At 53.6% G+C, this 24,108-nt stretch carries 22 protein-coding genes; 5 read left to right on the plus strand and 17 right to left on the minus strand.

Features of this window, described 5'->3' with window-relative positions; translation table 11 throughout:
* The first annotated feature begins 72 nt into the window (after positions 1–72).
* Together fadB and fadA are read left to right on the plus strand one after the other, a co-directional pair.
* Positions 73–2,262, plus strand: coding sequence for a fatty acid oxidation complex subunit alpha FadB (gene fadB / locus WHR59_RS23360; RefSeq protein ID WP_043019007.1), 2,190 nt, complete (start codon positions 73–75; stop codon positions 2,260–2,262).
* A gap of 9 nt (positions 2,263–2,271) precedes the next feature.
* Complete coding sequence (gene fadA / locus WHR59_RS23365; RefSeq protein WP_043019006.1) at positions 2,272–3,435, plus strand: acetyl-CoA C-acyltransferase FadA; 1,164 nt, start codon at positions 2,272–2,274, stop codon at positions 3,433–3,435.
* 283 nt (positions 3,436–3,718) lie between these two features.
* Here fadA and WHR59_RS23370 read toward each other — a convergent pair whose 3' ends face one another.
* From WHR59_RS23370 to ubiD, 4 genes are all read right to left on the minus strand, one after another.
* Positions 3,719–4,699, minus strand: a complete 981-nt coding sequence (locus tag WHR59_RS23370; RefSeq protein WP_043019005.1) for a LacI family DNA-binding transcriptional regulator — start codon at positions 4,697–4,699, stop codon at positions 3,719–3,721.
* A gap of 10 nt (positions 4,700–4,709) precedes the next feature.
* Entirely contained in the window at positions 4,710–5,621 is a 912-nt protein-coding gene (locus WHR59_RS23375; protein ID WP_043019004.1) for an ROK family protein, read from the minus strand.
* A 228-nt stretch (positions 5,622–5,849) separates the two neighbouring features.
* Positions 5,850–6,551 (minus strand): NAD(P)H-flavin reductase, encoded by a 702-nt coding sequence (fre, locus tag WHR59_RS23380; protein WP_003828903.1) that lies wholly within the window; start codon positions 6,549–6,551, stop codon positions 5,850–5,852.
* 40 nt (positions 6,552–6,591) lie between these two features.
* Positions 6,592–8,085 (minus strand): 4-hydroxy-3-polyprenylbenzoate decarboxylase, encoded by a 1,494-nt coding sequence (gene ubiD, locus WHR59_RS23385; RefSeq protein WP_003828905.1) that lies wholly within the window; start codon positions 8,083–8,085, stop codon positions 6,592–6,594.
* 204 nt (positions 8,086–8,289) lie between these two features.
* Between ubiD and rfaH the strand changes: the two genes are divergently transcribed.
* Entirely contained in the window at positions 8,290–8,778 is a 489-nt protein-coding gene (gene rfaH, locus WHR59_RS23390; RefSeq protein WP_043019003.1) for a transcription/translation regulatory transformer protein RfaH, read from the plus strand.
* A gap of 5 nt (positions 8,779–8,783) precedes the next feature.
* Here the strand turns inward: rfaH and tatD are convergent, their stop codons facing one another.
* The 9 genes from tatD to udp form a co-directional block, all read right to left on the minus strand.
* Positions 8,784–9,566, minus strand: coding sequence for a 3'-5' ssDNA/RNA exonuclease TatD (gene tatD / locus WHR59_RS23395; RefSeq protein WP_181634185.1), 783 nt, complete (start codon positions 9,564–9,566; stop codon positions 8,784–8,786).
* Between the two features lie 41 nt (positions 9,567–9,607).
* Positions 9,608–10,399, minus strand: a complete 792-nt coding sequence (gene tatC / locus WHR59_RS23400) for a Sec-independent protein translocase subunit TatC (protein ID WP_043019001.1) — start codon at positions 10,397–10,399, stop codon at positions 9,608–9,610.
* A 2-nt stretch (positions 10,400–10,401) separates the two neighbouring features.
* The gene (gene tatB, locus WHR59_RS23405) at positions 10,402–10,950 is read right to left on the minus strand and encodes a Sec-independent protein translocase protein TatB (RefSeq protein ID WP_043019000.1); all 549 of its coding nucleotides are present in this window, start codon (positions 10,948–10,950) and stop codon (positions 10,402–10,404) included.
* Positions 10,951–10,953: 3 nt separating this feature from the next.
* On the minus strand, positions 10,954–11,208 hold the full coding sequence (gene tatA, locus WHR59_RS23410) for a Sec-independent protein translocase subunit TatA (protein WP_003017888.1): 255 nt from the start codon (positions 11,206–11,208) through the stop codon (positions 10,954–10,956).
* Between the two features lie 78 nt (positions 11,209–11,286).
* Positions 11,287–12,927 (minus strand): ubiquinone biosynthesis regulatory protein kinase UbiB, encoded by a 1,641-nt coding sequence (ubiB, locus tag WHR59_RS23415; RefSeq protein ID WP_043018999.1) that lies wholly within the window; start codon positions 12,925–12,927, stop codon positions 11,287–11,289.
* Complete coding sequence (ubiJ, locus tag WHR59_RS23420) at positions 12,924–13,529, minus strand: ubiquinone biosynthesis protein UbiJ (RefSeq protein ID WP_043018998.1); 606 nt, start codon at positions 13,527–13,529, stop codon at positions 12,924–12,926. Before ubiJ ends, ubiB begins: the two co-directional genes overlap by 4 nt.
* A gap of 13 nt (positions 13,530–13,542) precedes the next feature.
* On the minus strand, positions 13,543–14,298 hold the full coding sequence (gene ubiE, locus WHR59_RS23425) for a bifunctional demethylmenaquinone methyltransferase/2-methoxy-6-polyprenyl-1,4-benzoquinol methylase UbiE (protein WP_003017897.1): 756 nt from the start codon (positions 14,296–14,298) through the stop codon (positions 13,543–13,545).
* A 94-nt stretch (positions 14,299–14,392) separates the two neighbouring features.
* Positions 14,393–15,823 (minus strand): DNA recombination protein RmuC, encoded by a 1,431-nt coding sequence (rmuC, locus tag WHR59_RS23430; protein WP_087052392.1) that lies wholly within the window; start codon positions 15,821–15,823, stop codon positions 14,393–14,395.
* A 141-nt stretch (positions 15,824–15,964) separates the two neighbouring features.
* Positions 15,965–16,726: a uridine phosphorylase gene (gene udp / locus WHR59_RS23435; protein ID WP_003828923.1), complete on the minus strand. Its 762-nt coding sequence runs from the start codon at positions 16,724–16,726 to the stop codon at positions 15,965–15,967.
* 265 nt (positions 16,727–16,991) lie between these two features.
* On the opposite strand from udp, the gene WHR59_RS23440 reads away from it, so the two are divergent.
* The gene (locus tag WHR59_RS23440) at positions 16,992–17,798 is read left to right on the plus strand and encodes a dienelactone hydrolase family protein (protein ID WP_040230086.1); all 807 of its coding nucleotides are present in this window, start codon (positions 16,992–16,994) and stop codon (positions 17,796–17,798) included.
* Between the two features lie 96 nt (positions 17,799–17,894).
* On the opposite strand, the gene metE is transcribed toward WHR59_RS23440, so the two are convergent.
* Positions 17,895–20,156: a 5-methyltetrahydropteroyltriglutamate--homocysteine S-methyltransferase gene (metE, locus tag WHR59_RS23445; RefSeq protein ID WP_181634186.1), complete on the minus strand. Its 2,262-nt coding sequence runs from the start codon at positions 20,154–20,156 to the stop codon at positions 17,895–17,897.
* A gap of 235 nt (positions 20,157–20,391) precedes the next feature.
* Here metE and metR point away from each other — a divergent pair, with 235 nt between their 5' ends.
* Positions 20,392–21,345, plus strand: coding sequence for an HTH-type transcriptional regulator MetR (metR, locus tag WHR59_RS23450; RefSeq protein WP_043018995.1), 954 nt, complete (start codon positions 20,392–20,394; stop codon positions 21,343–21,345).
* Here metR and WHR59_RS23455 read toward each other — a convergent pair.
* From WHR59_RS23455 to pldB, 3 genes are all read right to left on the minus strand, one after another.
* Positions 21,233–22,132 carry a carboxylate/amino acid/amine transporter gene (locus WHR59_RS23455; protein WP_016157852.1) on the minus strand — a complete coding sequence of 300 codons (900 nt, stop codon included), beginning with the start codon at positions 22,130–22,132 and terminating at the stop codon, positions 21,233–21,235. The genes metR and WHR59_RS23455 overlap by 113 nt on opposite strands.
* 80 nt (positions 22,133–22,212) lie before the next feature.
* Positions 22,213–23,013, minus strand: coding sequence for a sugar/pyridoxal phosphate phosphatase YigL (yigL, locus tag WHR59_RS23460; RefSeq protein WP_008787091.1), 801 nt, complete (start codon positions 23,011–23,013; stop codon positions 22,213–22,215).
* 15 nt (positions 23,014–23,028) lie between these two features.
* Entirely contained in the window at positions 23,029–24,045 is a 1,017-nt protein-coding gene (gene pldB, locus WHR59_RS23465) for a lysophospholipase L2 (RefSeq protein WP_043018994.1), read from the minus strand.
* Positions 24,046–24,108 lie beyond the last annotated feature (63 nt).

Genomic DNA, 24,108 nt, shown 5'->3' on the forward strand with positions numbered 1-24,108 from the left:
TTTATTAACATAAAACACACACTTCGATTCATCTGGTATGACCAGATCACCTTGCGGATTCAGGAGACTGACATGCTTTACAAAGGCGACACCCTGTACCTCGACTGGCTGGAAGATGGCATCGCCGAACTGGTGTTCGATGCCCCTGGCTCGGTCAATAAACTCGACACGGCCACCGTTGCCAGCCTGGGCCATGCGCTTGATGTGCTGGAAAAACAACCGAATTTAAAAGGGCTGCTGCTGCGTTCTAATAAAGCAGCCTTTATTGTTGGTGCCGATATCACCGAATTCCTTTCACTGTTCCTCGTGCCTGAAGAGCAACTGAGCCAGTGGCTGCATTTTGCCAACAGCGTCTTTAACCGCCTGGAAGATCTCCCTGTTCCGACCCTCTCAGCAGTTAACGGTTATGCGCTGGGTGGCGGCTGCGAGTGTGTTCTGGCAACCGATTATCGTCTGGCAACGCCGGACCTGCGCATCGGCCTACCGGAAACTAAGCTGGGTATTATGCCGGGCTTTGGCGGTTCCGTGCGTATGCCACGCATGTTGGGTGCAGACAGTGCGCTGGAAATTATTGCTGCGGGTAAAGATGTTGGTGCTGAGCAGGCGCTAAAAATCGGTCTGGTCGATGGCGTAGTGAAACAAGACAAACTGCTTGATGGCGCGATCGCGGTATTACGTCAAGCGATTAACGGTGACCTCGACTGGAAAGCCAAACGTCAGCCGAAGCTGGAGCCGTTGAAACTCAGCAAAATTGAAGCGGCTATGAGCTTTACCATCGCTAAAGGCATGGTGGCGCAGACGGCAGGTAAGCATTATCCCGCACCGATTACCGCGGTAAAAACCATTGAAGCAGCGGCCCGTTTTGGTCGTGAAGAAGCGCTGAATCTGGAAAATAAAAGCTTTGTTCCACTGGCGCACACCAGTGAAGCCCGCGCCCTGGTTGGGATTTTCCTTAACGATCAGTTCGTGAAAGCCAAAGCCAAAAAGCTCACCAAAAATATTGAGGCACCAAAGCAAGCGGCGGTGCTGGGCGCAGGCATTATGGGCGGCGGCATCGCGTACCAGTCGGCCTGGAAAGGCGTGCCGGTTGTCATGAAAGACATCAACGACAAATCATTAACGCTGGGCATGACCGAAGCGGCCAAGTTGCTGAACAAACAGCTCGAGCGCGGCAAAATTGACGGTCTGAAAATGGCGGGCGTGATTTCCACTATCCATCCAACCCTCGACTACAGCGGTTTTGAGCGTGTGGACGTGGTGGTTGAAGCGGTTGTGGAAAACCCGAAAGTGAAAAAAGCGGTACTGGCGGAAACCGAAGATCAGGTTCGCCCGGACACCGTACTGGCGTCGAATACCTCCACCATCCCCATCAACGAGCTGGCCAGCGCGCTTAAGCGCCCGGAAAACTTCTGTGGGATGCACTTCTTTAACCCGGTGCACCGTATGCCGCTGGTTGAGATCATTCGCGGCGAGAAAAGCTCGGATGAAACCATCGCTAAGGTAGTCGCTTGGGCAAGCCAGATGGGCAAAACGCCGATTGTGGTTAATGACTGCCCCGGTTTCTTCGTCAACCGCGTGCTGTTCCCTTATTTTGCCGGTTTCAGCCAGTTGCTGCGCGACGGAGCGGATTTCCGCAAAGTCGACAAAGTAATGGAAAAACAGTTTGGCTGGCCGATGGGTCCGGCTTATCTGCTGGACGTGGTGGGTATTGATACCGCGCATCACGCACAGGCTGTGATGTCCGCAGGCTTCCCTCAGCGTATGCAGAAAGATTATCGCGATGCGATAGATGCACTGTTTGATGCTAACCGTTTCGGGCAGAAAAACGGCCTCGGATTCTGGCGTTATAAAGAAGACAACAAGGGCAAGCCGAAGAAAGAAGAAGATACCACCGTTGACGGTCTTCTGGCTGAGGTCAGCCAGCCGAAACACGACTTCAGCGATGAAGAGATTATCGCCCGCATGATGATCCCAATGGTCAACGAAGTGGTGCGTTGTCTGGAAGAAGGCATTATCGCCAGCCCGGCAGAAGCCGATATGGCGCTGGTGTATGGCCTGGGCTTCCCTCCGTTCCACGGCGGCGCGTTCCGCTGGCTGGATACGCTTGGCAGCGCGAAGTATCTCGATATGGCTCAGCAGTATCAGCACCTTGGCCCGCTGTATGAAGTTCCGGCCGGTCTGCGTGACAAAGCGCGCCATAACGAACCGTATTATCCCCAGGTTGAGCCTGCCCGCCCGGTTGGCAGCCTGAAAACGGCTTAAGGAGTCACAATGGAACAGGTTGTAATTGTTGATGCGATCCGTACCCCGATGGGCCGTTCGAAAGGGGGGGCGTTTCGTCACGTGCGGGCAGAAGATCTCTCCGCACATTTAATGCGTAGCCTGCTGGCGCGTAATCCGGCGCTGGAGCCAGCCGCGCTTGATGATATTTACTGGGGCTGTGTGCAGCAAACGCTGGAGCAGGGTTTCAACATCGCCCGTAACGCCGCGCTGCTGGCGGAAGTTCCACATTCCGTTCCGGCCGTCACGGTCAACCGTCTGTGCGGTTCGTCCATGCAGGCGCTACACGATGCGGCACGCATGATCATGACCGGCGATGCTCAGGCGTGCCTGATTGGCGGCGTGGAACATATGGGCCATGTGCCAATGAGTCACGGCGTTGATTTCCACCCGGGCATGAGCCGCAACGTGGCAAAAGCCGCGGGAATGATGGGTCTGACCGCGGAAATGCTCTCTCGTATGCACGGCATCAGCCGTGAAATGCAGGACGCCTTCGCCGCGCGTTCACACGCCCGTGCCTGGGCAGCAACGCAGTCTGGCGCGTTTAAAAACGAAATCATCCCGACCGGCGGTCATGATGCCGACGGCGTGCTGAAACAGTTTAACTACGATGAGGTTATCCGCCCGGAGACAACCGTTGAAGCGCTCTCCACCCTGCGCCCAGCGTTCGATCCAGTTAGCGGAACGGTCACTGCCGGTACCTCTTCCGCGCTTTCCGATGGTGCTGCCGCGATGCTGGTCATGAGCGAAAGCCGCGCCCGTGAGCTGGGTCTGACGCCGCGTGCCCGTATTCGTTCGATGGCTGTTGTGGGTTGCGACCCGTCAATCATGGGTTACGGTCCGGTTCCGGCCTCAAAACTGGCGCTGAAAAAAGCGGGACTCTCCACCAGCGACATCGGTTTGTTTGAGATGAACGAAGCCTTTGCCGCTCAGATCCTGCCGTGCATTAAAGATCTGGGGCTGATGGAGCAGATCGACGAGAAGATCAACCTCAACGGCGGGGCGATCGCTTTGGGTCATCCACTGGGCTGTTCCGGGGCGCGTATCAGCACCACCCTGCTCAACCTGATGGAACGCAAAGACGTACAGTTTGGCCTGGCGACGATGTGTATCGGGTTAGGCCAGGGCATCGCGACGGTATTTGAGCGAGTTTAATCAAAGCATGCCGGGGGCGCTTCGCTTGCCCGGCCTACGAAATGTTATCTCAAAGCCATTGGTGCCAGAACAAGGCGGCAAGTGAATGACAAATTCGTCAGGAACGAATTTGAACAGCCGAAGGCTGCTTTCAGTGAGGGACACGGATGTCCCTCATTCATCCCGATGAGCTTACGTGTAGTAAGTGATTCGGGTGAATGAGCGCAGCCAACACAGTTATGGTGCCAATGGCGAAGAGAGAAAGTTTAGTTGCCGTTCTTCCCGCCTGTCAGGGGCGGGTTTTTTATTTCTCTGAACTACCGCGCACCACTAACTGCACCGGCAATAGCAGATTCTCTTCCTGCTTCTCTTCCAGCAGTAAACGCAGCGCTTCACGCCCCAACTGCTTTTTATCAACCGCAATGGTGGTCAGTGGCGGGTGCGACCAGGCCGCAGCATCGATATCATCAAACCCCACCAGCGCGAGATCTTCCGGAATACGTATACCCCGCTGTGCACACACCCGCTGAACAACCAGCGCTGCCGCATCGTTATAGGCAAAAATGGCATCAGGCGGCTCCGGCAGACTGAGCAACTCCTTCACCGCCTCCACCAGAGATTGCTCGGTATCCAGCAACGGCGGTGCAACGGCGTCGTACTCTGGCGGCATTAGCAAACGGGCCTCATACAATGCCTGACGGTAACCCTTCTCGCGCTGACGGATGCTGTAGTGCGCGAGCGTGCTGGCGAGAAAAGCAATGCGGCTGCGCCCTTGCGCAATCAAATGTTGCGTGGCCAGATAACCGCCTTGAGTGTTGTCCGGATTCACGCAAGGTAAGCCCGGCGCCCAGAGATCCACCAGTACCAACGGCAATTTCATCTGTTGCAGCAGCCCAAGCAATTCGGGCTCAAAAAATCCCGCGCAGATCAGCGCATCAGGCTGATGCAGCATCACCTGCTCACTCACTGCATCACCAGGGCCGATTGAGAGAAAACTCAGCGCAATCCCGTGTTCGCGACAACGATCTTCTATGCCCAGCAGCAGCTGAGAGTAAAACGGCAAAGCCCGGCTGATATTGTGCTGGCGATGCAGTAAAAACAGGACACGTTTGATTTTGTCTGCACGCAGGCGAGAAAAATCATAACCCTGCTGCTGCGCCACTGAAATAATGCGCAGCCGGGTGTCTTCACGCAGCCCCGGCTGCCCTTTCAGGGCGCGGGAAACAGCGCCAACCGAGACACCACAAGCTTCGGCAATATCTCTGATGCGTACAGGTTTCGTCATTTCGCTCTCATTAATTTATGCTGGCTTGTTGTGCTCCCAGCCAGGCCGCGCCGCGTACGCCGCTGCTGTCGCCGTGGCGGGCCCGAACGATCGGTGTGCGGCACTGCTTACCAAATACGTACTGCGCCACTCGTGCCTGCAAGCCTGAATACAGTGTATCAATATTAGATACCCCACCTCCCAGCACGATAACATCGGGATCGAGCGTATTCACAATGCTTGCCAACGCGCGCGCCAGTTGATCGCAATAGCGTTCCCATAACAAACAGGCATCTGCATCGCCCGATTCTACCCGTTGCATAATTTGTGGCACACCCGCATGTTGCGCGGTGTAATTCAAATACTGGCGTTCCAGCCCGCTGCCGGAAATAAAGCTCTCAATACAGTTCAACTGTCCGCAATAGCAAGTCACTCCAGCCCCGTCCTGAGATTCGTGGTAGCGCGGTAATGCATTATGCCCCCACTCACCCGCACAGGCGTTAGGGCCGGAGATCAATCGGTTATCGATGCATACTCCACCGCCGCATCCGGTACCAAGGATCACGCCAAATACCACGCTATGCCCACGCCCACTGCCGTCCATCGCTTCTGACAGGGTAAAGCAGTTGGCATCATTGGTAACCGGCACTGGCATTCCTGATGCTCGCTCAAGGTCTTGCGCAAAGGCCTGCTGATTCAGCACCAGGATGTTCGAATTCTTAATCAAACCTTCGCTATCCACCGCGCCAGGCACCCCAACGCCAACCGATAAAGGCTGATTAACGGCCAGCCTTGCCTTAGCAATCATCTCCGTCACGGCCTGGAAAAAATCGCCGTAACTCTGCTTCGGTGTCGCGCATCGCTCGCGGTAAACAATTTCACCCGCGTTATCAATCACCACCGCTTCAATTTTAGTCCCGCCGATATCCAGTCCGAGCCTCATGGATTTTCCTCGTTTGCGTCTCGCAATGTGATGCTGTCTAGTTTGCCAATTTTGTTTACTAAACAAAAAGAGGCCTGTCACAAAACCTCAGTTTTATGATTAATAGATAGAAAAAACATGTTTACTAAAAATGTGCTGAAAAAGAGAAACAACGAAACCGGGCTTGCACTCTGCCAGAGGAAGTAAGGTGGGTAATGGATGCGCCGGAAGGGCTCCGGCGCACAGCGCTTAAATGAACGCGAAAGCGTCGCCAAACAGGCGATCTTCACGCGCACTGCGTTCATTACAGAACAGATCGCGCGCGATTTTGGCCATTTCGAAGCGACCGGCGATGTAGATATCATGCTCCGCCAGGGTACCGTAATCCTGCAGTACTGCCGTTAACACGGTTCCCGTACGACCACGCCAACCGTCTTCAGGCTGTTCCACCACTGGCTCAACGCGCAGATTCGGGTGGTTCACTGACAGCGCTTCCAGCTCTGAGAGATCGTAGAGATGCTTCTCTTCGCGCCCGCCCCAGTAAATGGTGATATCGCGGTTTGGATTGCGCGCCAGTGCAGTAAGCAGAATAGAACGCACGTAAGAGAACCCTGTACCACCGGCAATCAGGATCAGCGGGCGCTCGTCTTCATCGCGCAGCCAGGCCTCGCCATGCGGAATGTCGACCTTGATTTCCCGGTCTTTCAGAATGCGATCCATCACGGCCATGGCATAAAGATTTAGCTCAGAGGCGCCAACGTGCAGCTCAATGAATCCTTGCTCGTCCGGCGTTGATGCCATGGAGAACGGACGCTTATCCCTTTCGTCCATCACGACCATTAAATACTGGCCGGCACGAAAGGAAAACGCCGCGTCTGGCACTAAACGAACGCGATATACGGTGTCAGTGATAGCTTCTACCGAGGTCACTTTACAGCTTAAGGTTGTCATGCGCTCTCTCTGTCGGATCAATAGGCAAAACGATCGCGCCTCAGGCGCTTTTGCCGTCATTAAAGATGGCCAGTTCATCCCAAATTGCGTCAATACGCGCAGTTACTTCAGGATCTTTTTTAATCGGACGTCCCCATTCGCGTTGGGTTTCGCCCGGCCATTTATTAGTGGCATCCAGCCCCATTTTTGAACCAAGACCGGAAACCGGCGAGGCAAAGTCCAGGTAATCAATTGGGGTATTCTCTACCAGTACCGTATCCCGGGCAGGGTCCATACGGGTAGTAATTGCCCAAATCACATCATTCCAGTCGCGTGCGTTGACGTCATCATCGCAAACAATAACAAATTTGGTGTACATAAACTGGCGCAAAAACGACCAGACACCCATCATGACGCGTTTGGCATGACCAGCGTACTGTTTTTTCATCGTCACTACGGCCAGACGATATGAACAGCCTTCCGGAGGCAGGTAAAAATCGACAATCTCCGGGAACTGCTTTTGCAGAATAGGAACGAAAACTTCGTTCAGCGCCACGCCGAGTACCGCGGGCTCATCTGGCGGACGTCCGGTATAGGTAGAGTGATAAATCGCATCTTCGCGCTGGGTAATGTGCGTGACGGTAAAGACCGGGAAGCTATCTACTTCGTTGTAGTAGCCGGTATGATCGCCATACGGCCCTTCCGGGGCCAACTCACCCGGTTCGATATACCCTTCCAGCACGATTTCAGCGCTGGCAGGCACTTCCAGATCGTTGGAAATACATTTGACCACTTCGGTCTTGGTGCCGCGCAACAGTCCGGCAAATGCGTATTCAGATAACGTATCCGGGACAGGTGTAACAGCGCCCAGAATTGTTGCCGGGTCTGCTCCCAAGGCCACAGAAACCGGGAAGCGTTCACCCGGATGCGCCGCGCACCACTCCTGATAATCAAGCGCGCCGCCGCGATGGGACAACCAGCGCATAATAAGCTTGTTTTTACCAATCAGCTGCTGGCGATAGATGCCCAGATTCTGCCGCTCTTTATGCGGGCCACGCGTTACGGTTAGCCCCCAGGTAATCAGTGGCGCGGCATCTTCCGGCCAACAGGTCATAATCGGAATTCGGTTTAAATCGACGTCATCGCCTGAGTAGATTTTTTGCTGACAAGGCGCACCGCGCAACCGCTTAGTCGGCATGTTCAACACCTGCTTAAACTGCGGCAGCTTATCAAACAGATCGCGGAATCCTTTCGGCGGCTCTGGCTCTTTCAAAAACGCCAACAGTTTACCGACTTCCCGTAGCGCCGAGACATCTTCTTGCCCCATCCCCATCGCAACACGCTTTGGTGTGCCAAACAGGTTACACAGCACCGGCATTGAATAACCTTTAGGATTCTCAAACAATAACGCAGGCCCACCGGCACGCAGAGTGCGATCGGCAATTTCAGTAATTTCCAGGTGGGGATCCACCTCAAGCGAAATGCGTTTGAGCTCGCCCTGCTGTTCAAGCAGCGTCAGGAAGTCGCGTAAATCGTGATATTTCATGGCGTCCATTGTGGCCTCTTCGTAAGCGCTTCATTATACGGCGTTCATCATTGCGATGCTGTATTTTTGTTAAATTAGCGTGAACTCTGGCGATACATATAAGCCCCGGGAGTATATACCCATTGGGTTTCAGCCTGCTTTGAGGCGGGTATAATTAACTTAACTCATGGCTTTTGCTATGCTGGCGCTCAGAACAAGCGGATAAGAGTTATTATGCAATCCTGGTATTTACTGTACTGCAAACGTGGGCAACTTCAGCGAGCCCAGGAACACCTGGAAAGGCAGGCGGTGAACTGCCTGACGCCTATGATCACCCTGGAAAAAATAGTGCGCGGTAAACGTACCACAGTCAGTGAACCACTATTCCCTAATTACATGTTTGTCGAGTTCGACCCGGAAGTGATCCACACCACCACCATCAACGCCACGCGTGGTGTCAGCCATTTCGTCCGTTTTGGCGCGACGCCTGCAACTGTCCCTTCTCCCGTTATTCACCAGCTTTCTATCTACAAGCCTGAAGGTATTGTGGATCCGCAAACGCCGCAGCCTGGGGACAGTGTGATTATCACTGAAGGGGCGTTTGAAGGGCTAAAAGCGATCTTCACCGAACCGGATGGCGAAGCGCGTTCCATGCTACTGCTTAACCTGTTGAATAAAGAGATTAAGCAGAGCGTGAAAAACACCGGTTTTCGAAAAATATAAGGCGGTTAGAAGGTCACTTCGAACAGCGTTCTGACGTTGGCATCAATGGTGGCTGACAGCCATTGAGGATCTTCCCCGCGCCAGTGGGCAATACGCTCAAGAATATGCGGCAGGTGCGCCGGTTCATTGCGTCGTGACGTCGGCTTAGGCGTTAAGTCGCGAGGGAGTAGATAAGGCGCATCGGTTTCTACCAGCAGTCGTTCTACCGGAATAAACGGCAGCAGCTCACGCAGTTCCATTCCCCGGCGCTCATCACAGACCCACCCGGTGATACCAATATAAAGCCCTCGGTCCACGCAGTCCTGCATCTCCTGGCGCGAGCCGGTGAAACAGTGCAGCACCGCGCTAGGCAGGCTGTCCAGCCACGGTTCCAGCAACGTCAGAAAACGCTCATGGGCGTCCCGACAATGCATGAAAATCGGCATCTGCAGTTCAGCAGCAATGCGCAGCTGCGCCTCAAAAGCACGTTCTTGCTCCTGCGGCGTGGAGAAATTTCGATTGAAATCCAGGCCGCACTCACCAATTGCAACCACCTTCGACTGGTTTGCCAGCGCGATAATCTCGTCTTCCGTTGAGGATTGCCATTGGCTGCTGTCATGCGGGTGCACGCCAGCCGTAGACCAGCAATGTGGATAATGCTGCGCCAGCTTTAAAGCCTGCTGACTTTCGTGCAGGTTTGTTCCGGTCAGAAGCATACCGTTTACGCCCGCAGCAAAGGCCCGCGCCACGACCTCATCCCGGTCTTTTGCAAATTGTGAACTGGTTAAATTAACGCCAATATCAAACATGCTTCCTCCCATATGACAACCGCCCTGACGGGCGGTTGAGTTTATTCTTCAGTTTTCTCGGTGGTTTCGGCTTCTTTTGCTTCTTCAGCCTCGTTGTCCTCATCTCGCGTACGTCGCTTACCGACATAGAAACGAGAGAAGAAAACCCCCACCTCGAACAGGCAGTACATCGGTATCGCCAACAGCGTTTGCGAGAAGACATCTGGCGGGGTCAGTAGCATCCCGACGACAAATGCGCCCACCACAACGTAAGGGCGTTTCTTGCGTAAATCATCAGGCGTCGTAATGCCCATCCAGCATAGCAGCACGATGGCGACCGGAACCTCAAAAGAGACACCGAAAGCCATAAACAGCGCCATTACGAAACTGAGATAGCTGGCAATGTCCGTCGATACCTGCACGCCTTGCGGAGCCGTGTTGGCCAGAAAACCAAACGCCAACGGAAAGACGACAAAATAGGCAAATGCCATGCCGATGTAGAACAACAACGAACTGGAAACCAGCAGCGGCACAACCAGTCGACGTTCATGTTTATACAAAGCAGGCGCAATAAATGCCCACACCTGGTAGAGGATCACTGGCGCTGACAGGATCAGCGACACCATGAAGGTCAACTTTATTGGGGTAAAGAACGGCGAGGCCACATCGGTGGCGATCATCGTTGCACCCTGCGGCATCTGTTTAATCAGCGGCGCCGCAACCATATGGTAAATGTCGTTGGCAAAGTAAACCAACGCCAGAAAGATCACGATTACCGCAATAATGCAGTTCAGGAGTCGCTTACGCAGTTCAATAAGATGCGTAATGAGCGGTTGGGTATCTTCTACAGCCATGTTTACGGTTTATCACTCGACGAGGGGGAGGATTCGACAACAGGTGCGGCAGCTTTCTTATCTGCATCCATTAACGTTGCGGAAGTGTTTTCCGTTGGCTCTGGCGTTTTAGCACCCGTGGATTCCGGTTTTTGCTCCGGCGAACTGGCCTGGTTTTCTGCGGCGGCAGGGGTAACCCCTTCTCGCTGCGCTTCCGCTTCTTTCACTACCGGGTTATGGATAGTGTGCGCTTCATCGCTCGCTTTCTCAGGATCGTGCACGCTGTAAGAACGCTTCATCGACTCTGCCGCTTCACGCAGCTCATCCATTGAGGCTTTCAGCTCCGGGGTCAGATTTGTCAGGCTCGCTTTCTCTACTTTCTTCAGGCTGTCCTGAAACTCCTGAAGCTTAAGCTCCTGGGTCAGTTCATTCTGAACAGTAGTCGCCAGGGAACGCAAAGCACGAACCCAGCCAGCAACCGTTTTTACCGCTACGGGTAATCGTTGCGGCCCCAGGACGATGAGGCCGATAACGAACACCAATAACAGTTCGCTAAAACCGATATCAAACACGGATTATACCTGCTCTTTATCTTGGCTTTTGGCGTCTTCCTTTTTCACTTCGCCCTGCTTATCGGTGATGGATTTAGCAGTAAAATCAGCGTCCTGGCTGGTTTTATCTTGCTTAGGCTCATCATCACCCATCGCTTTTTTAAAGCCTTTAATCGACGCGCCAAGATCGGAACCGATGGAGCCGAGTTTCTTGGTGCCAAATAGCAGTACAACGATGACGGCAATGATCAACAACTGCCAAATACTGATACCACCCATACATGTTCCTCTGTCATAGATGATGAATTAATAAGGCCGTAGTATACGTTACACGACCTGCCTTGGGCGATGAAAAATTCAGCGCATTTTGCGCCAGCCGATCAACCAGGCTAAGACGCCGCCTGCCATTAACCAACCCGGCATAAGCCCCCACTCAGGACGGCTTACCAGCAGGAATGTTCCACTTAGCAACAATGTTGCGCCAATGCCCAATAAATAACGGGATTGTCCCTGGCGTACATGATTCGCGTGAAGCTCGCGGGCAATCTTATCAACACTGTGCTGTAAATATTTGCCCTGGCGCAAACTGTCATACACCAGTTCAGGTATTTCTGGCATTTTTTCGACCCAGAACGGTGCTTTTTCTTTAAATGCTCTGACAAGCGCCGGAATACCGACCTGATCTTTGATCCAGGACTCGAGGAAAGGCTTGGCCGTTTTCCATAAATCTAACTGCGGGTAGAGCTGTCGTCCGACGCCTTCAACGTACAGCAACGTCTTCTGTAGTAAGACCAGTTGAGGCTGAACTTCCATGTTGAATCGGCGCGCAGTGTTGAACAGATTCAACAGCACATGACCAAAGGAAATCTCCGCCAGCGGTTTTTCAAAAATCGGTTCGCACACGGTACGAATGGCGAATTCAAACTCTTCTACGTTGGTATCCGGCGGAACCCAGCCAGAATCAACGTGCAGTTCAGCAACTTTGCGGTAGTCGCGGTTAAAGAACGCGATGAAGTTTTCAGCCAGGTAACGCTTATCTTCTTTGTTTAAAGACCCCACAATCCCACAATCAATACCAATGTATTTCGGGTTTTCAGGGTGCTCATAACTCACGAAAATGTTCCCAGGGTGCATGTCCGCATGGAAAAAGCTATCGCGGAATACCTGAGTAAAGAAGACCTGAACACCACGTTCAGCCAGCAGCTTCATATTGGTGCCATTCTTCTCAAGCGTGGTGACATCTGAAACGGGAATACCGTAAATGCGCTCCATCACCATCATATTCTGACTGCAATAGTCGGAGTACACTTCCGGGATGTACAGCATTGGGCTGTCTTCAAAATTACGTCGCAGTTGAATTGCGTTCGCCGACTCACGCAGCAGATTCAGCTCATCAATCAACGTTTTTTCATATTCACGGACCACTTCGGTTGGTCGCAGGCGGCGGCCATCTGGGAGCAGACGAGGAACCCAACGAGCAAGGCGGTAGATCAGTTTCAAATCTGCTTTGATTACCGGCAGTATGTCCGGGCGAATAACTTTGATCACCACCTCTTTGCCATTCGATTTCAGTCGCGCGGTGTGAACCTGAGCAATAGACGCAGATGCCAGCGGCGTGATCTCAAAATCATCAAACCATTCCTCAACGGGTAGCCCACCCATCGCCTCTTCGATTTGTTCTTTGGCTCTTTGCCCATCGAATGGGGCAACCCGATCCTGCAATAGCGCTAGCTGATCGGCGATGTGCGGAGGGAAAAGGTCACGACGGGTAGAGAGCATTTGCCCAAATTTGATCCACACCGGGCCGAGTTCCTGCAAAGCGAGCCTCAGCCTTTCTCCCAGCGGTTTGTCTTTATGTCGGTTGGGCATCCAGAACAGCGAGTAGCGCCACAACCGGATCGGCAGCGTGATACGCATTTTGGGGATGAGTTCATCAAGGCCGTAGCTTAAAAAAGTGCGTATGATGAAATAAAGGCGCCGTACTTCACCTGGCGTCATTTGGCCTCCAGTTTTTCCAGCCGTTTAGCCAGGGATTCAACCGCACGCTCAACGGCTGCCGTTTCCTCTGCAAACCATGCAACCTCAAGCGGACCCGGAGCCATACGCCACTCTTCGGTGATCGCTTCGGCAACATAGCGCTGCTGGCGCTGAATGTTATGGCGCAGGAACTTCGCTCCACCACGCAATACTTTGCTAACCCCTTCCGCGACAATATCGCCGGTATAGGGCGCTAACAGTTCTGCGGGATCAAACTCCGCCAGATCGGCCAGTGCGACAAAATTCTGCACGATCTGGATATCGCCCTGAACTTCCAGATCACCGCTGCGGATAAGCGTGGTTAGTTGCTGCCGGTCGCGTAATTTCGGTAACACGCTGGCATGTGTGATTACGGTGCAATCGGCTTCGCCTTCCCATGCCCCCAGCACATCGACCTGGCGCTCACTAAACACCAGCACTAACGGTGTTGAAAATCCTTTGAGCTCAACACGCAGAACTTTGCCCTGTAAGCGCGTTCTGGCTGACTTAAGCGCAGGAGAACGGTACAGAAAGCTGTTGAGCAAATTTTCAACGCCGGCGGTCACTAAGGGTTTTAAAGGCATCCCCAATCTCCTGTCAGAACTTGTAACCACGATGCAGCGCAACGACACCTGCCGTCAGGTTGTAATAATCAACGCTTTCGAACCCGGCATCTTGCATCATAGCTTTTAAGGTGTCCTGATCGGGATGCATGCGGATAGACTCCGCCAAATAGCGATAACTATCTGCGTCGCTTGCCACCATGGAACCAATGCGTGGCAGAACATGGAAAGAGTAGGCGTCGTAAGCTTTGCTCAGCGGTTCGATAATCGGTTTGGAGAACTCCAGCACCAGTAAGCGTCCGCCCGGTTTCAACACGCGATACATGGAGCGTAATGCTTTGTCTTTATCCGTTACGTTACGCAGACCGAAAGAGATGGTGATGCAGTCAAACGTGTTGTCAGGGAAAGGCAGTGCTTCCGCGTTCGCCTGAACGTACTCAACGTTACCCACTACGCCGATATTACGCAGCTTTTCGCGTCCCATTTTGAGCATTGAGTCATTGATATCCGCCAGCACAACTTTGCCGGTTTCGCCTACCATGCGAGAGAATTTTGCCGTCAGATCGCCGGTACCGCCCGCCAAATCGAGAACGGTTTGCCCGCGACGCACGCCACTGCAGTCAATGGTGAAGCGCTTCCACAAACGATGAATGCCAAATGACATTAAGTCATTCATAACGTCATATTTAGACGCCACAGAATGAAAAACGTGGGCCACCATGTCAGCTTTCTGCTCTTTAGCGACGGTCTGAAAGCCAAAGTGCGTCGTTTCTTGTGAATTATCCACCATCTCAGTGCCTGCTCATCCAAAAAATGTTCGAGAAGTGTAACAGATTGGGCCAATTTGCCCTACCCTTCTGCCCGGTTCAACTACCCCAAACGAACTAGTTTGATTGCTGATTTACCGCTTCATCATCAGGGTAAGGTTCATCCTGTTGCGTCTCAGGGACCGAGCGCAAGCGGTATTCTTCATCCTGCGTAGTGGCTTGTTCAGCCAGCTCAGGATTAATCTCGCGCTTAATTTCTACACCTAAACTGCGAAACGCTTCTGCCTGCGACAGGACGTTTCCACGGCCTGAAGAAAGTTTTTTCATCGCCTGTCGGTAGTTATCCTGGGCTTTATCCAGGCTTTGGCCAATTGCCGACATATCATCCACAAACAATCGCATCTTGTCATAAAGTTTGCTGGCCCGATCGGCAATTTGTTGCGCATTACGACTCTGATGCTCGTAGCGCCACAGGTTGGCGATCGTGCGCAACGCCACCAACAGCGTGGTAGGGCTCACCAGCATAATGTTATTTCTAAGCGCTTCGGTAATCAGTTCGGGCTGTCTGTCGAGGGCCAGTAAAAAAGCAGGCTCAACGGGGATAAACATCAGCACATAGTCAAGCGTGCGCAGCCCCGGGAGCTGCTGATAGTCTTTGCGCCCCAGCAAACGAATATGGTTTCGCACCGAGGCAATGTGCTCCTGCAACGCGCTCTCGCGGGTGTATTCATCTTCAGCGTTAAAATAGCGTTCATAGGCGACCAGCGTCATTTTCGCATCGATCACCACATCTTTACCCTGCGGCAGCCGGACGATGACATCAGGCTGCATCCGCGAACGGGCGTCGTTCTCGATACTGACCTGGGTTTCGTATTCATAGCCTTCGCGCAGACCAGAAGCCTCAAGCACCCGCGTGAGTACGACCTCACCCCAGTTGCCCTGCGTTTTGTTATCGCCTTTTAATGCCCGCGTCAGGTTTACCGCTTCCTGCGCCATCTGCGCGTTCAGTTGCTGTAGATTACGAATTTCGTGCGCCAGGGTATGGCGCTCCTGCGCCTCTTTACCAAAGCTATCCTGAACCTGACGTCGAAAACCGTCCAGTTGTTCGCGAAGCGGTGCCAGCAGGCTGTTCAGACTTTGCCGGTTTTGCTCATCTACGCGACGGTTACTGTGCTCAAAAATACGGTTCGCCAGATTTTCAAACTGTTCGCTCAGCCGCTGTTCGCTGTTGATCATCTGGCGGATTTTATCTTCCGCATGCTGCTGCGTCGCTTCCAGCCGGGTGGTGACTTCACGGAGATCGGCTTCGAGAGAGGTGTTGATGCTGTGCAGGCTGCGCAATTCGTTATTGAGGAGTTCGCACTCATCACGCCAGTGAGCTTCCTGAGAAAGCTGCTGGCGGGCGGCGCTTAGCGCAATATCTATTTCACGTCGCTCTTCGATGAGGTCGGCACGGATCCTGTCGGCGTGCGCTTTTGTTGCGAGCCATCCCACCAACAACCCTGCGGCTAACGCCAGCACGGCACTCATCATAATTGAAATATCCACAACGCTCCCCTTACAGCAACGGCTTACCCGCACAAAATAGAATTGTGCTGTATAAACGTCCAGTTTAAAAGGAATTTCCTGCGAGGCACTACGCAAAATAAAAAGGCCGAACGCGTCGGCCTTTTTGAATAGACGGGAGAATTACAGTAAACGACGCGCGGCTTCCACCACGATTTTCACCGCGTGGCTTTCCGTTTGTTTCATCGTTTCCGCATTAGGGATCTCTTGCTGAGTACGGTTCACGATAACACCCGCAACCATACCGGCACGCAGACCCTGGCTTGCGCACATGGTCAGCAACGTCGCAGATTCCATTTCGTAGTTCATGACGCCCATAGACTGCCACTCTTCCATTGAGCCTTTGAAACGGCTCACGACGCGACCAGAGAAGGTGTCATAACGCTCCTGTCCCGGATAGAAGGTGTCAGAAGACGCGGTAACGCCCACGTGAGTGGTAGCGCCGATAGATTTCGCTGCTTCCACTAGCGCGGTGGTGCACTCGAAGTCCGCAACGGCCGGGAATTCCATTGGCGCGAAATGCAGGCTTGCACCGTCCAGACGAACAGATGCAGTGGTAACCAGTACATCACCCACGTTGATATGCGGCTGGATAGCGCCAGTCGTACCGATACGCAGGAAGGTACGAATGCCCAGTTGTGCCAGTTCTTCTACGGCAATAGAGGTGGACGGGCCGCCGATACCGGTAGAGCACACGATCACGGCTTTACCATCCAGCTCAGCACGCCAGGTAGTGAACTCGCGATGAGATGCCAGTTTAACCGGCTTATCCATCAGCGCGGCGATCTTTTCCACACGCTCCGGGTCGCCAGGGACGATAGCAAGCGTAGCCCCTTGTAAATCGTTCTTAGTGAGGCCGAGATGAAAAACATCAGACTTAGACATAAAAACTCCTCTGTGAATCGGTTTTGTCAGAAGAAGCAAAAACACACTTTACCGAAGGCATAAACATATTTTCGTGACAGCCATCACTATGATGTAAATCAATTGCATTCAATTACCATATAATAGTGACGCATATCACATAAATGATGCGATGTAAGGAAGCCTTGCACAAAAGATAGACCGTTTAAGGCAATGTGGTTCGTTGCATGTGTCTATAGTTAACAATGCGCTTTTTGGCTGAATATTTAAGGGTACGGAGAATACCATGACAACACGACAATCTGGCTTTGCACCTGCTGTATCTCCACCGACGTCTACCACGGTCCACACTCCGGATAACGCAATTATCGCCGGGGTAACGTCCATACCGTCACAAGGCGATGATATGCCAGCGTATCACGCACGACCAAAACAGACCGATGGCCCCCTGCCCGTGGTTATTGTCGTGCAGGAAATTTTTGGCATTCATGAACACATTCGTGACGTTTGCCGCCGTCTGGCTCTGGAAGGGTATCTGGCTATCGCACCAGAACTCTATTTTCGCGAAGGCGATCCCAATGACTTTGCCGATATCCCTACGCTACTCAGCGGTCTTGTCGCCAAAGTGCCTGACTCTCAGGTATTGGCCGATTTGGATCATGTCGCCAGTTGGGCATCGCGAAATGGAGGAGATGCCCACCAGTTGATGATCACCGGATTCTGCTGGGGTGGACGCATCACCTGGCTGTATGCCGCACATAATCCGCAGTTAAAAGCGGCGGTGGCGTGGTACGGCAAGCTGGTAGGTGATAAAACCCTCAACTCGCCGAAACATCCCGTTGATATCGCGACCGATCTTAACGCCCCCGTTCTGGGACTGTATGGCGGCCAGGACACCAGTATTCCGCAAGATACCGTTGAAACAATGCGTCAGGCGCTGCGCGCCGCCAATGCAAAAGCGGAAATCGTAGTGTATCCCGATGCCGGACATGCTTTTAACGCCGATTATCGCCCGAGCTATCACGAAGAGTCCGCGAAAGACGGCTGGCAGAGGATGCTGGAGTGGTTCGCGCAATACGGCGGGAAGAAATAAACGTTAATTGCCCGGTGGCAGTAACACCTTACCGGGCCTACAACTGTTGCGATTTCCAATAACCCGGGCAAGCGCCAGCGCTTCCCGGGCACCGAATTACGCCTGACGCAGATTCTGCGCTGCTTTGACCATGTTAGCCAGCGCCGCCCGCGTTTCCGGCCAGCCGCGCGTTTTCAGGCCGCAATCCGGGTTCACCCACAGACGCTCAGCCGGAATACGCTGCTCGGCTTTCTTCAGCAGGGCTTCAATCCACTCCACGCTCGGGACGTTCGGCGAGTGAATATCGTATACGCCCGGCCCGATTTCGTTCGGATAGTCGAACTCTTCAAACGATTCCAGCAGTTCCATATCAGAGCGTGACGTCTCAATGGTGATCACGTCCGCGTCCAGCGCCGCAATGGAATCCATGATGTCATTGAACTCGCAATAACACATGTGGGTGTGGATCTGGGTTTCATCCTTCGCCACCGCCGCGTTAATGCGGAAGGCTTCCACGCCCCACTCCAGATACGCTGCCCAGTCGCTGCGGCGCAGCGGCAGACCTTCGCGCAGCGCCGGTTCATCAATCTGGATGATGCCAATACCCGCCGCTTCCAAATCCGCTACCTCGTCACGCAGCGCCAGCGCAATCTGCTTAGCGATGGTTTCACGCGTCACGTCTTCACGCGGGAATGACCAGCAGAGAATGGTCACCGGCCCCGTCAGCATGCCTTTTACCGGTTTGTCGGTCAGCGACTGGGCATACTTCGCCCACTCAACGGTGATCGCTTCCGGGCGGCTGACATCGCCAATCACCACCGGCGGCTTCACGCAGCGAGAGCCGTAGCTCTGCACCCAACCATTTTGGGTAAAGACGAAACCGTCAAGGTGTTCGCCAAAGTACTCGACCATGTCGTTACGCTCGGCTTCACCGTGCACCAGCACATCGAGCCCCAGACGTTCCTGTTCAACGATCGCTTGTTTGATATGTTCTGCGATACCGGTGCGGTAGTTACCGGCATCCAGGTTGCCCTTTTTGAAGTCCAGACGCAGACCACGAATTTCGGTGGTTTGCGGGAATGAGCCGATAGTCGTGGTCGGCCATGCCGGCAGATTAAAACGGGCACGCTGTGCCTCGGCGCGAACTTGATAAGCGTTGGCGCGCTGGCTGTCCTGGGCGGTGATCGCCGCCAGACGTTTTTCCACTGCGGCGTTGTGCACGCGGGTAGAGTGACGACGCGCCTGGATCGGTGCGCTCCATTCCACAATTGCCGCCGTATCGCCGCTGTTCAACGCATCGCGCAGCAGCGCCAGCTCGCCACATTTTTGCAGCGCGAAGGCAAACCAGCTCTTCACTTCTGCATCAAGGCGGGTTTCCACGCTGAGATCGATTGGGCTATGCAGCAGAGAGCAGGAGGAAGCCACCCACAGGTCACGTTTCCCGACGATATCTTTAATTTGCGCATATTTTTCGCTGAGATCGGCGCGCCAGACGTTGCGACCGTTCACCAGACCCGCTGACAGCAGCCAGTCGGCAGGCAGACGTTTATGCAGCTCGGCGACATCATCTTTGCCGTGCACGAAGTCAACGTGCAGCCCCTGCACCGGCAGCGCGGCAATGGTATCCAGGTTTGGCGTTACGCCTTCGAAGTAGGTGGTCAGTAGCAGCTTCACCTGGCCTTGCAGGGCGTCATAAGCCGGTTTAAAAGCATCCAGCCACGCTTGCGGCAGCTCCAGTACCAGCGCAGGTTCATCAATCTGCACCCACTCAATACCGCGTTTCGCCAACTCAGCCAGCACCTGCTGGTAAACCGGCAGAATATCGTTCAACAGGCTCAGGCGGTCAAACTGTTCGCCCTTCACTTTCCCCAGCCACAGATAAGTTACCGGTCCCAACAGCACAGGCTTCACCTTGTGACCGAGCGCCAGCGCTTCGTCCACTTCATCCAGCAGTTGGGTCCAGGTCAGTTTGAACTGCTGACCTTTGGTGAACTCGGGCACCATGTAGTGATAGTTGGTGTTAAACCATTTGGTCATTTCTGCCGCCGCCGCGGGTTCACCCGTTGGTGCGCGGCCACGGCCAATGCGGAATAAGGTGTCGATATCGACAGAGCCATCTTTATTTTGATGACGAGCCGGAACGTTGCCGAGCAACAGACTGGTGGTCAGGACGTGATCGTACCAGGCAAAATCGCCCACCGGCAGCAGGTCAACCCCCGCCTGCTTTTGCTGCTCCCAGTGGCGGGCACGCAGCTCGCGGCCAACTGTCAGCAAATCTTCACGGGAGGAATTTCCCGCCCAGTAGCTTTCTTGCGCTTTCTTCAACTCGCGACGCAGGCCAACGCGAGGGAAACCGAGGGTGTGATTCAATATTGTCATTTTTCTTCCTCTAATTATATGTAAATCCTATGGATTTTGAATTTAGGGAAGGCGGCAAGTTTACTCATCCCCAGGAGCTTACTGAAGTAAGTGACTGGGGTGGGGAAACGAAGCCAACGCACCATAAATTTAAAAGACGAAGGATTTTAGCCGTCCAGATGTTTACACATCCATAATTGGCGGTTACTGTATATTCCTCAAGCGCAATTTGTTCATGCCGAAGTGAAGGACTTTCATGATCGAGATTAAACACCTGAAAACGCTACAGGCGTTGCGGAATAGTGGTTCTCTGGCAGCCGCAGCGGCAACGTTGCATCAGACCCAATCCGCCCTTTCTCACCAGTTCAGCGATCTGGAGCAGCGCCTTGGCTTTCGACTTTTTATCCGTAAAAGCCAGCCTCTGCGCTTTACGCCGCAGGGGGAAATCCTGCTGCAGTTAGCTAATCAGGTGTTGCCGCAAATTGGTCGTGCGCTGCAGGCTTGCAACGAACCACAGCAAACCCGGCTGCGAATCGCGATTGAATGCCACAGCTGTATCCAGTGGCTGACGCCCGCGCTGGAGAATTTTCGTGCCAACTGGCCGCAGGTGGAGATGGACTTTAAATCCGGCGTAACGTTCGATCCGCAACCGGCGCTACAGCAGGACGAGCTGGATCTGGTGTTAACCTCCGACATCCTGCCGCGCAGCGGATTGCACTACTCGCCGATGTTCGATTTTGAAGTCCGTCTGATATTGGCGCCTGACCATCCGCTGGCCAACAAAACGCAAATTACGCCGGAGGATTTAGCCAGCGAGACGCTGCTTATTTACCCGGTGCAACGGAGTCGACTGGATGTCTGGCGACACTTCCTGCAGCCTGCGGGCGTGAGTCCTTCGCTAAAGAGCGTGGATAACACCCTGCTGCTGATTCAGATGGTTGCAGCCAGAATGGGTATTGCGGCTTTACCACACTGGGTGGTGGAGAGTTTTGAACGCCAGGGTCTGGTGGTGACTAAAACTCTGGGCGATGGATTGTGGAGCCGACTGTACGCCGCCGTACGTGATGGCGAGCAGCGACAGCCGGTCACAGAAGCGTTTATTCGCTCAGCGCGGAATCACGCCTGCGATCACCTGCCGTTTGTACGGAGTGCGGAACGACCCACTTTCGATGTACCCACAGTGAGGCCACTATCACAGCCGCCCCAATGATGAAGCTTGGCCAGTGAGGCTGTTGATGCCAGATAGCCAGATTAACCAACAGCCCGGCCGGCACATGCATATTGTTCATGATACCCAGCGTACCCGCATCCACCTGGGTCGCGCCATAGTTCCACATAAAGTAACCAATGCCGGACGCCGCCACGCCAAGAAATACCAGAATTCCCCACTGTAGCGTAGTTGCAGGCATTTTCTGCGCATTACCCAGCATGAACCAGGCAACTACTGCCACCATAAAGGCGCCCATATAAAACCAGGCAAAGGCGTTGTGCTGCGGCATTGGCCGCGTTTCCATCAGACGTTTATAGCCCACCATACCAATGGCAAAGCTGATATTGGACAACTGCACCAGCAGCAGGCCGGTCCAGAAGTGACTGGTCACCTGATCGTAACGAATGATCCCTGCGCCAATCACCGCCAGCAACGCACTGAAGGCATAGCTCCAGCGCAGACGACGTCCACTCATCAGATCGTAAATCAGCGTAATGTAGAGCGGCGTCAGCACGGTAAAGAGCAGCAGTTCTGAAACCGTCAGGTACAGATAGGCGTGAAAACTCAGCATGTACATGATACCAAGCTGCATGGCCCCCACCAGCATATACAACGCGATCGTTTTTACGCTGTGCCCACGGGTACGTAGAAACGGCAGGAACACCAGCGCCGCCAGCCCAACACGCACCAGCACCGCAAAATAGCTATCGACATGACCGGCAAGGTACTCGCCAAACAGGCTAAAGGAAAAGGCCCACAGAATTGTGGTAATGATGAGTAACGCCACAATGGATGTCTCTTAACAGAAGGTACACCCATTGTAGCGAAGTTTTTAGTTGACGACTGGTCAACTAACGAACAACAAAATTATTGCAAAAACAGCTCACGCAGATAGTGCGGGACGGCATCGTCGGCATTAAGACCAATGACTTCCAGTTCCGGGTGCAGATCCTTCAGGCGCTGGTGGGCATTGCCCATGATGCAGCCTTTACCTGCCATGGAGAGCATTTCCGCGTCGTTCATCCCATCGCCAAAAGCGATGCAGTCTTTCAGGCTGTAGCCCATCGCTTTCGCTACCGCTTCCAGCGCATGACCTTTCGATACGCCGCCAGCCATGACTTCCAGACAGGTAAGCGTAGAAAAGCTGACGTTGACGCGATCGCCCCAGCGGGCGTTAATCGCCTGCTCCAGCGGCAGCAGCCTTTCGTGAGAATCGGTGGTGAAGAACACTTTGCTGACGCCTTCAGGCTCCAGTAACGCAGGTTCAAACAGGGAATAGTTAAACACCGCTTCTTTAAAAAAGCGCATTTCGTCCGGACGGTGGCGGTTCATAAACCACTCATCATCGCGATAAACGTTGGTCACGATGTCCGGATTTGCATTCACTACGCCAAACAGGTCGCTGGCAATATCGCGATCCAGATTATGCGAAAACACCAGATTCCCGTCAGAATCATGCACGCGCGCGCCGTTAGACGTGATCATGTAGGTTTTAATGCCGAGGTTATCGCGAATTTGCCCCACATCAACATGATGACGGCCTGTCGCAAACACGAAGTTAACGCCGCGAGCGGTCAATAACTTCAGCGTCTCTTTGGCATAAGGGGACAAAGTATGGTCGGGAGAAAGCAGCGTACCGTCTAAATCAGACGCAACAACCTGATACATAAGAAAATTCAACCTCTAGGCAAAGCGGGTTCCGCTGGATGAGTTATGCTTGTCGAAGAATTCGACAATAGCGTTAAGCGCGACTGAGCGCATTGCGTCCTTTTCAAAAAGGATCTCATGGTACGCGCCTTTGATGACAAGCGGCTGACCCCCTTCTACAGGATGGCCTGCTGCGGCGCGGAGTTCACAAAAACGATCGTGCATGCGGTTATCTACCACCCGCTCTTCTTCAGCCTGAATCAGCAGCGTCGGCGTCGCGTCGTCTCCTGCTCCGGCCAGAACCTGTTCGCCTGCCAGAATACCTTCACGAACCCAGTGGTAGGTGGGGCCGCCAACGCGCAGTCGCGGCTCATCCGCATAGAAGCGCAGATTGCGCCGATAGCGCTGTCGACTATGCGTTAACGCATTCATACCGAATGGCAGCGCCCGCCAGCGCCCGGTTCCCATCGCATAGCCTTCGCGGATCCGCGGATGCCCTTCAGCCCAGTCCAGAATATGGCGCACCATCCAGTCGGGAAAGCGCATCACAATACCAAACATCGGCGCACAAAGCGCGATAGCATCACACTGATTCGGGTGGCGCTGCAGGAACAATGTGGCAATCGCACCGCCCATAGAATGCGCCAGTATATAGCGTTTTCTCCACGGACCGGGTAGCACTTCCTGCTGCCAGAAGGCGGTTAAATCATCGACATAGTCATTAAAGTTATCGACATGACCACGATGCGGATCCGAAAGCATACGCCCGGAACGGCCCTGCCCACGGTGATCGATAATGAGGACGTCAAAACCAGAGTGAAACAGGTCATACGCCAGTTCAGCGTATTTCACGTAGCTTTCAATGCGTCCAGGACAGACGACGATGACGCGATCGTTTTTTTCTGCATGAAAACGAACAAAATGTACGGGGATATTATCCACGCCCGTAAATTCCGCTTCTTCCCGCTGACGCCAGAAATCTGTCAGTGGCCCCATGGAAAAAGCAGCAAACGCGTTTTCTCTTGTTTCCCAGTCTTTTTGCTGCTGAAACATCGGGTATCCAGCCTCGCTGACCAAGTAAAATCGTTTTTTTCGCCGTCGCTGGCACAACCTAAC

This window comes from Citrobacter europaeus, from assembly GCF_037482245.1.
GTDB classification, from domain to species: domain Bacteria; phylum Pseudomonadota; class Gammaproteobacteria; order Enterobacterales; family Enterobacteriaceae; genus Citrobacter; species Citrobacter europaeus.

Excerpts from the sequence above, each read along its gene's own strand:
- fadB (WP_043019007.1), top strand. The coding sequence starts at position 73 with ATGCTTTACAAAGGCGACACCCTGTACCTCGACTGGCTGGAAGATGGC.
- fadA (WP_043019006.1), top strand. The coding sequence starts at position 2,272 with ATGGAACAGGTTGTAATTGTTGATGCGATCCGTACCCCGATGGGCCGT.
- WHR59_RS23370 (WP_043019005.1), bottom strand. The coding sequence starts at position 4,699 with ATGACGAAACCTGTACGCATCAGAGATATTGCCGAAGCTTGTGGTGTC.
- WHR59_RS23375 (WP_043019004.1), bottom strand. The coding sequence starts at position 5,621 with ATGAGGCTCGGACTGGATATCGGCGGGACTAAAATTGAAGCGGTGGTG.
- fre (WP_003828903.1), bottom strand. The coding sequence starts at position 6,551 with ATGACAACCTTAAGCTGTAAAGTGACCTCGGTAGAAGCTATCACTGAC.
- ubiD (WP_003828905.1), bottom strand. The coding sequence starts at position 8,085 with ATGGACGCCATGAAATATCACGATTTACGCGACTTCCTGACGCTGCTT.
- rfaH (WP_043019003.1), top strand. The coding sequence starts at position 8,290 with ATGCAATCCTGGTATTTACTGTACTGCAAACGTGGGCAACTTCAGCGA.
- tatD (WP_181634185.1), bottom strand. The coding sequence starts at position 9,566 with ATGTTTGATATTGGCGTTAATTTAACCAGTTCACAATTTGCAAAAGAC.
- tatC (WP_043019001.1), bottom strand. The coding sequence starts at position 10,399 with ATGGCTGTAGAAGATACCCAACCGCTCATTACGCATCTTATTGAACTG.
- tatA (WP_003017888.1), bottom strand. The coding sequence starts at position 11,208 with ATGGGTGGTATCAGTATTTGGCAGTTGTTGATCATTGCCGTCATCGTT.
- ubiB (WP_043018999.1), bottom strand. The coding sequence starts at position 12,927 with ATGACGCCAGGTGAAGTACGGCGCCTTTATTTCATCATACGCACTTTT.
- ubiJ (WP_043018998.1), bottom strand. The coding sequence starts at position 13,529 with ATGCCTTTAAAACCCTTAGTGACCGCCGGCGTTGAAAATTTGCTCAAC.
- ubiE (WP_003017897.1), bottom strand. The coding sequence starts at position 14,298 with ATGGTGGATAATTCACAAGAAACGACGCACTTTGGCTTTCAGACCGTC.
- udp (WP_003828923.1), bottom strand. The coding sequence starts at position 16,726 with ATGTCTAAGTCTGATGTTTTTCATCTCGGCCTCACTAAGAACGATTTA.
- WHR59_RS23440 (WP_040230086.1), top strand. The coding sequence starts at position 16,992 with ATGACAACACGACAATCTGGCTTTGCACCTGCTGTATCTCCACCGACG.
- metE (WP_181634186.1), bottom strand. The coding sequence starts at position 20,156 with ATGACAATATTGAATCACACCCTCGGTTTCCCTCGCGTTGGCCTGCGT.
- metR (WP_043018995.1), top strand. The coding sequence starts at position 20,392 with ATGATCGAGATTAAACACCTGAAAACGCTACAGGCGTTGCGGAATAGT.
- yigL (WP_008787091.1), bottom strand. The coding sequence starts at position 23,013 with ATGTATCAGGTTGTTGCGTCTGATTTAGACGGTACGCTGCTTTCTCCC.
- pldB (WP_043018994.1), bottom strand. The coding sequence starts at position 24,045 with ATGTTTCAGCAGCAAAAAGACTGGGAAACAAGAGAAAACGCGTTTGCT.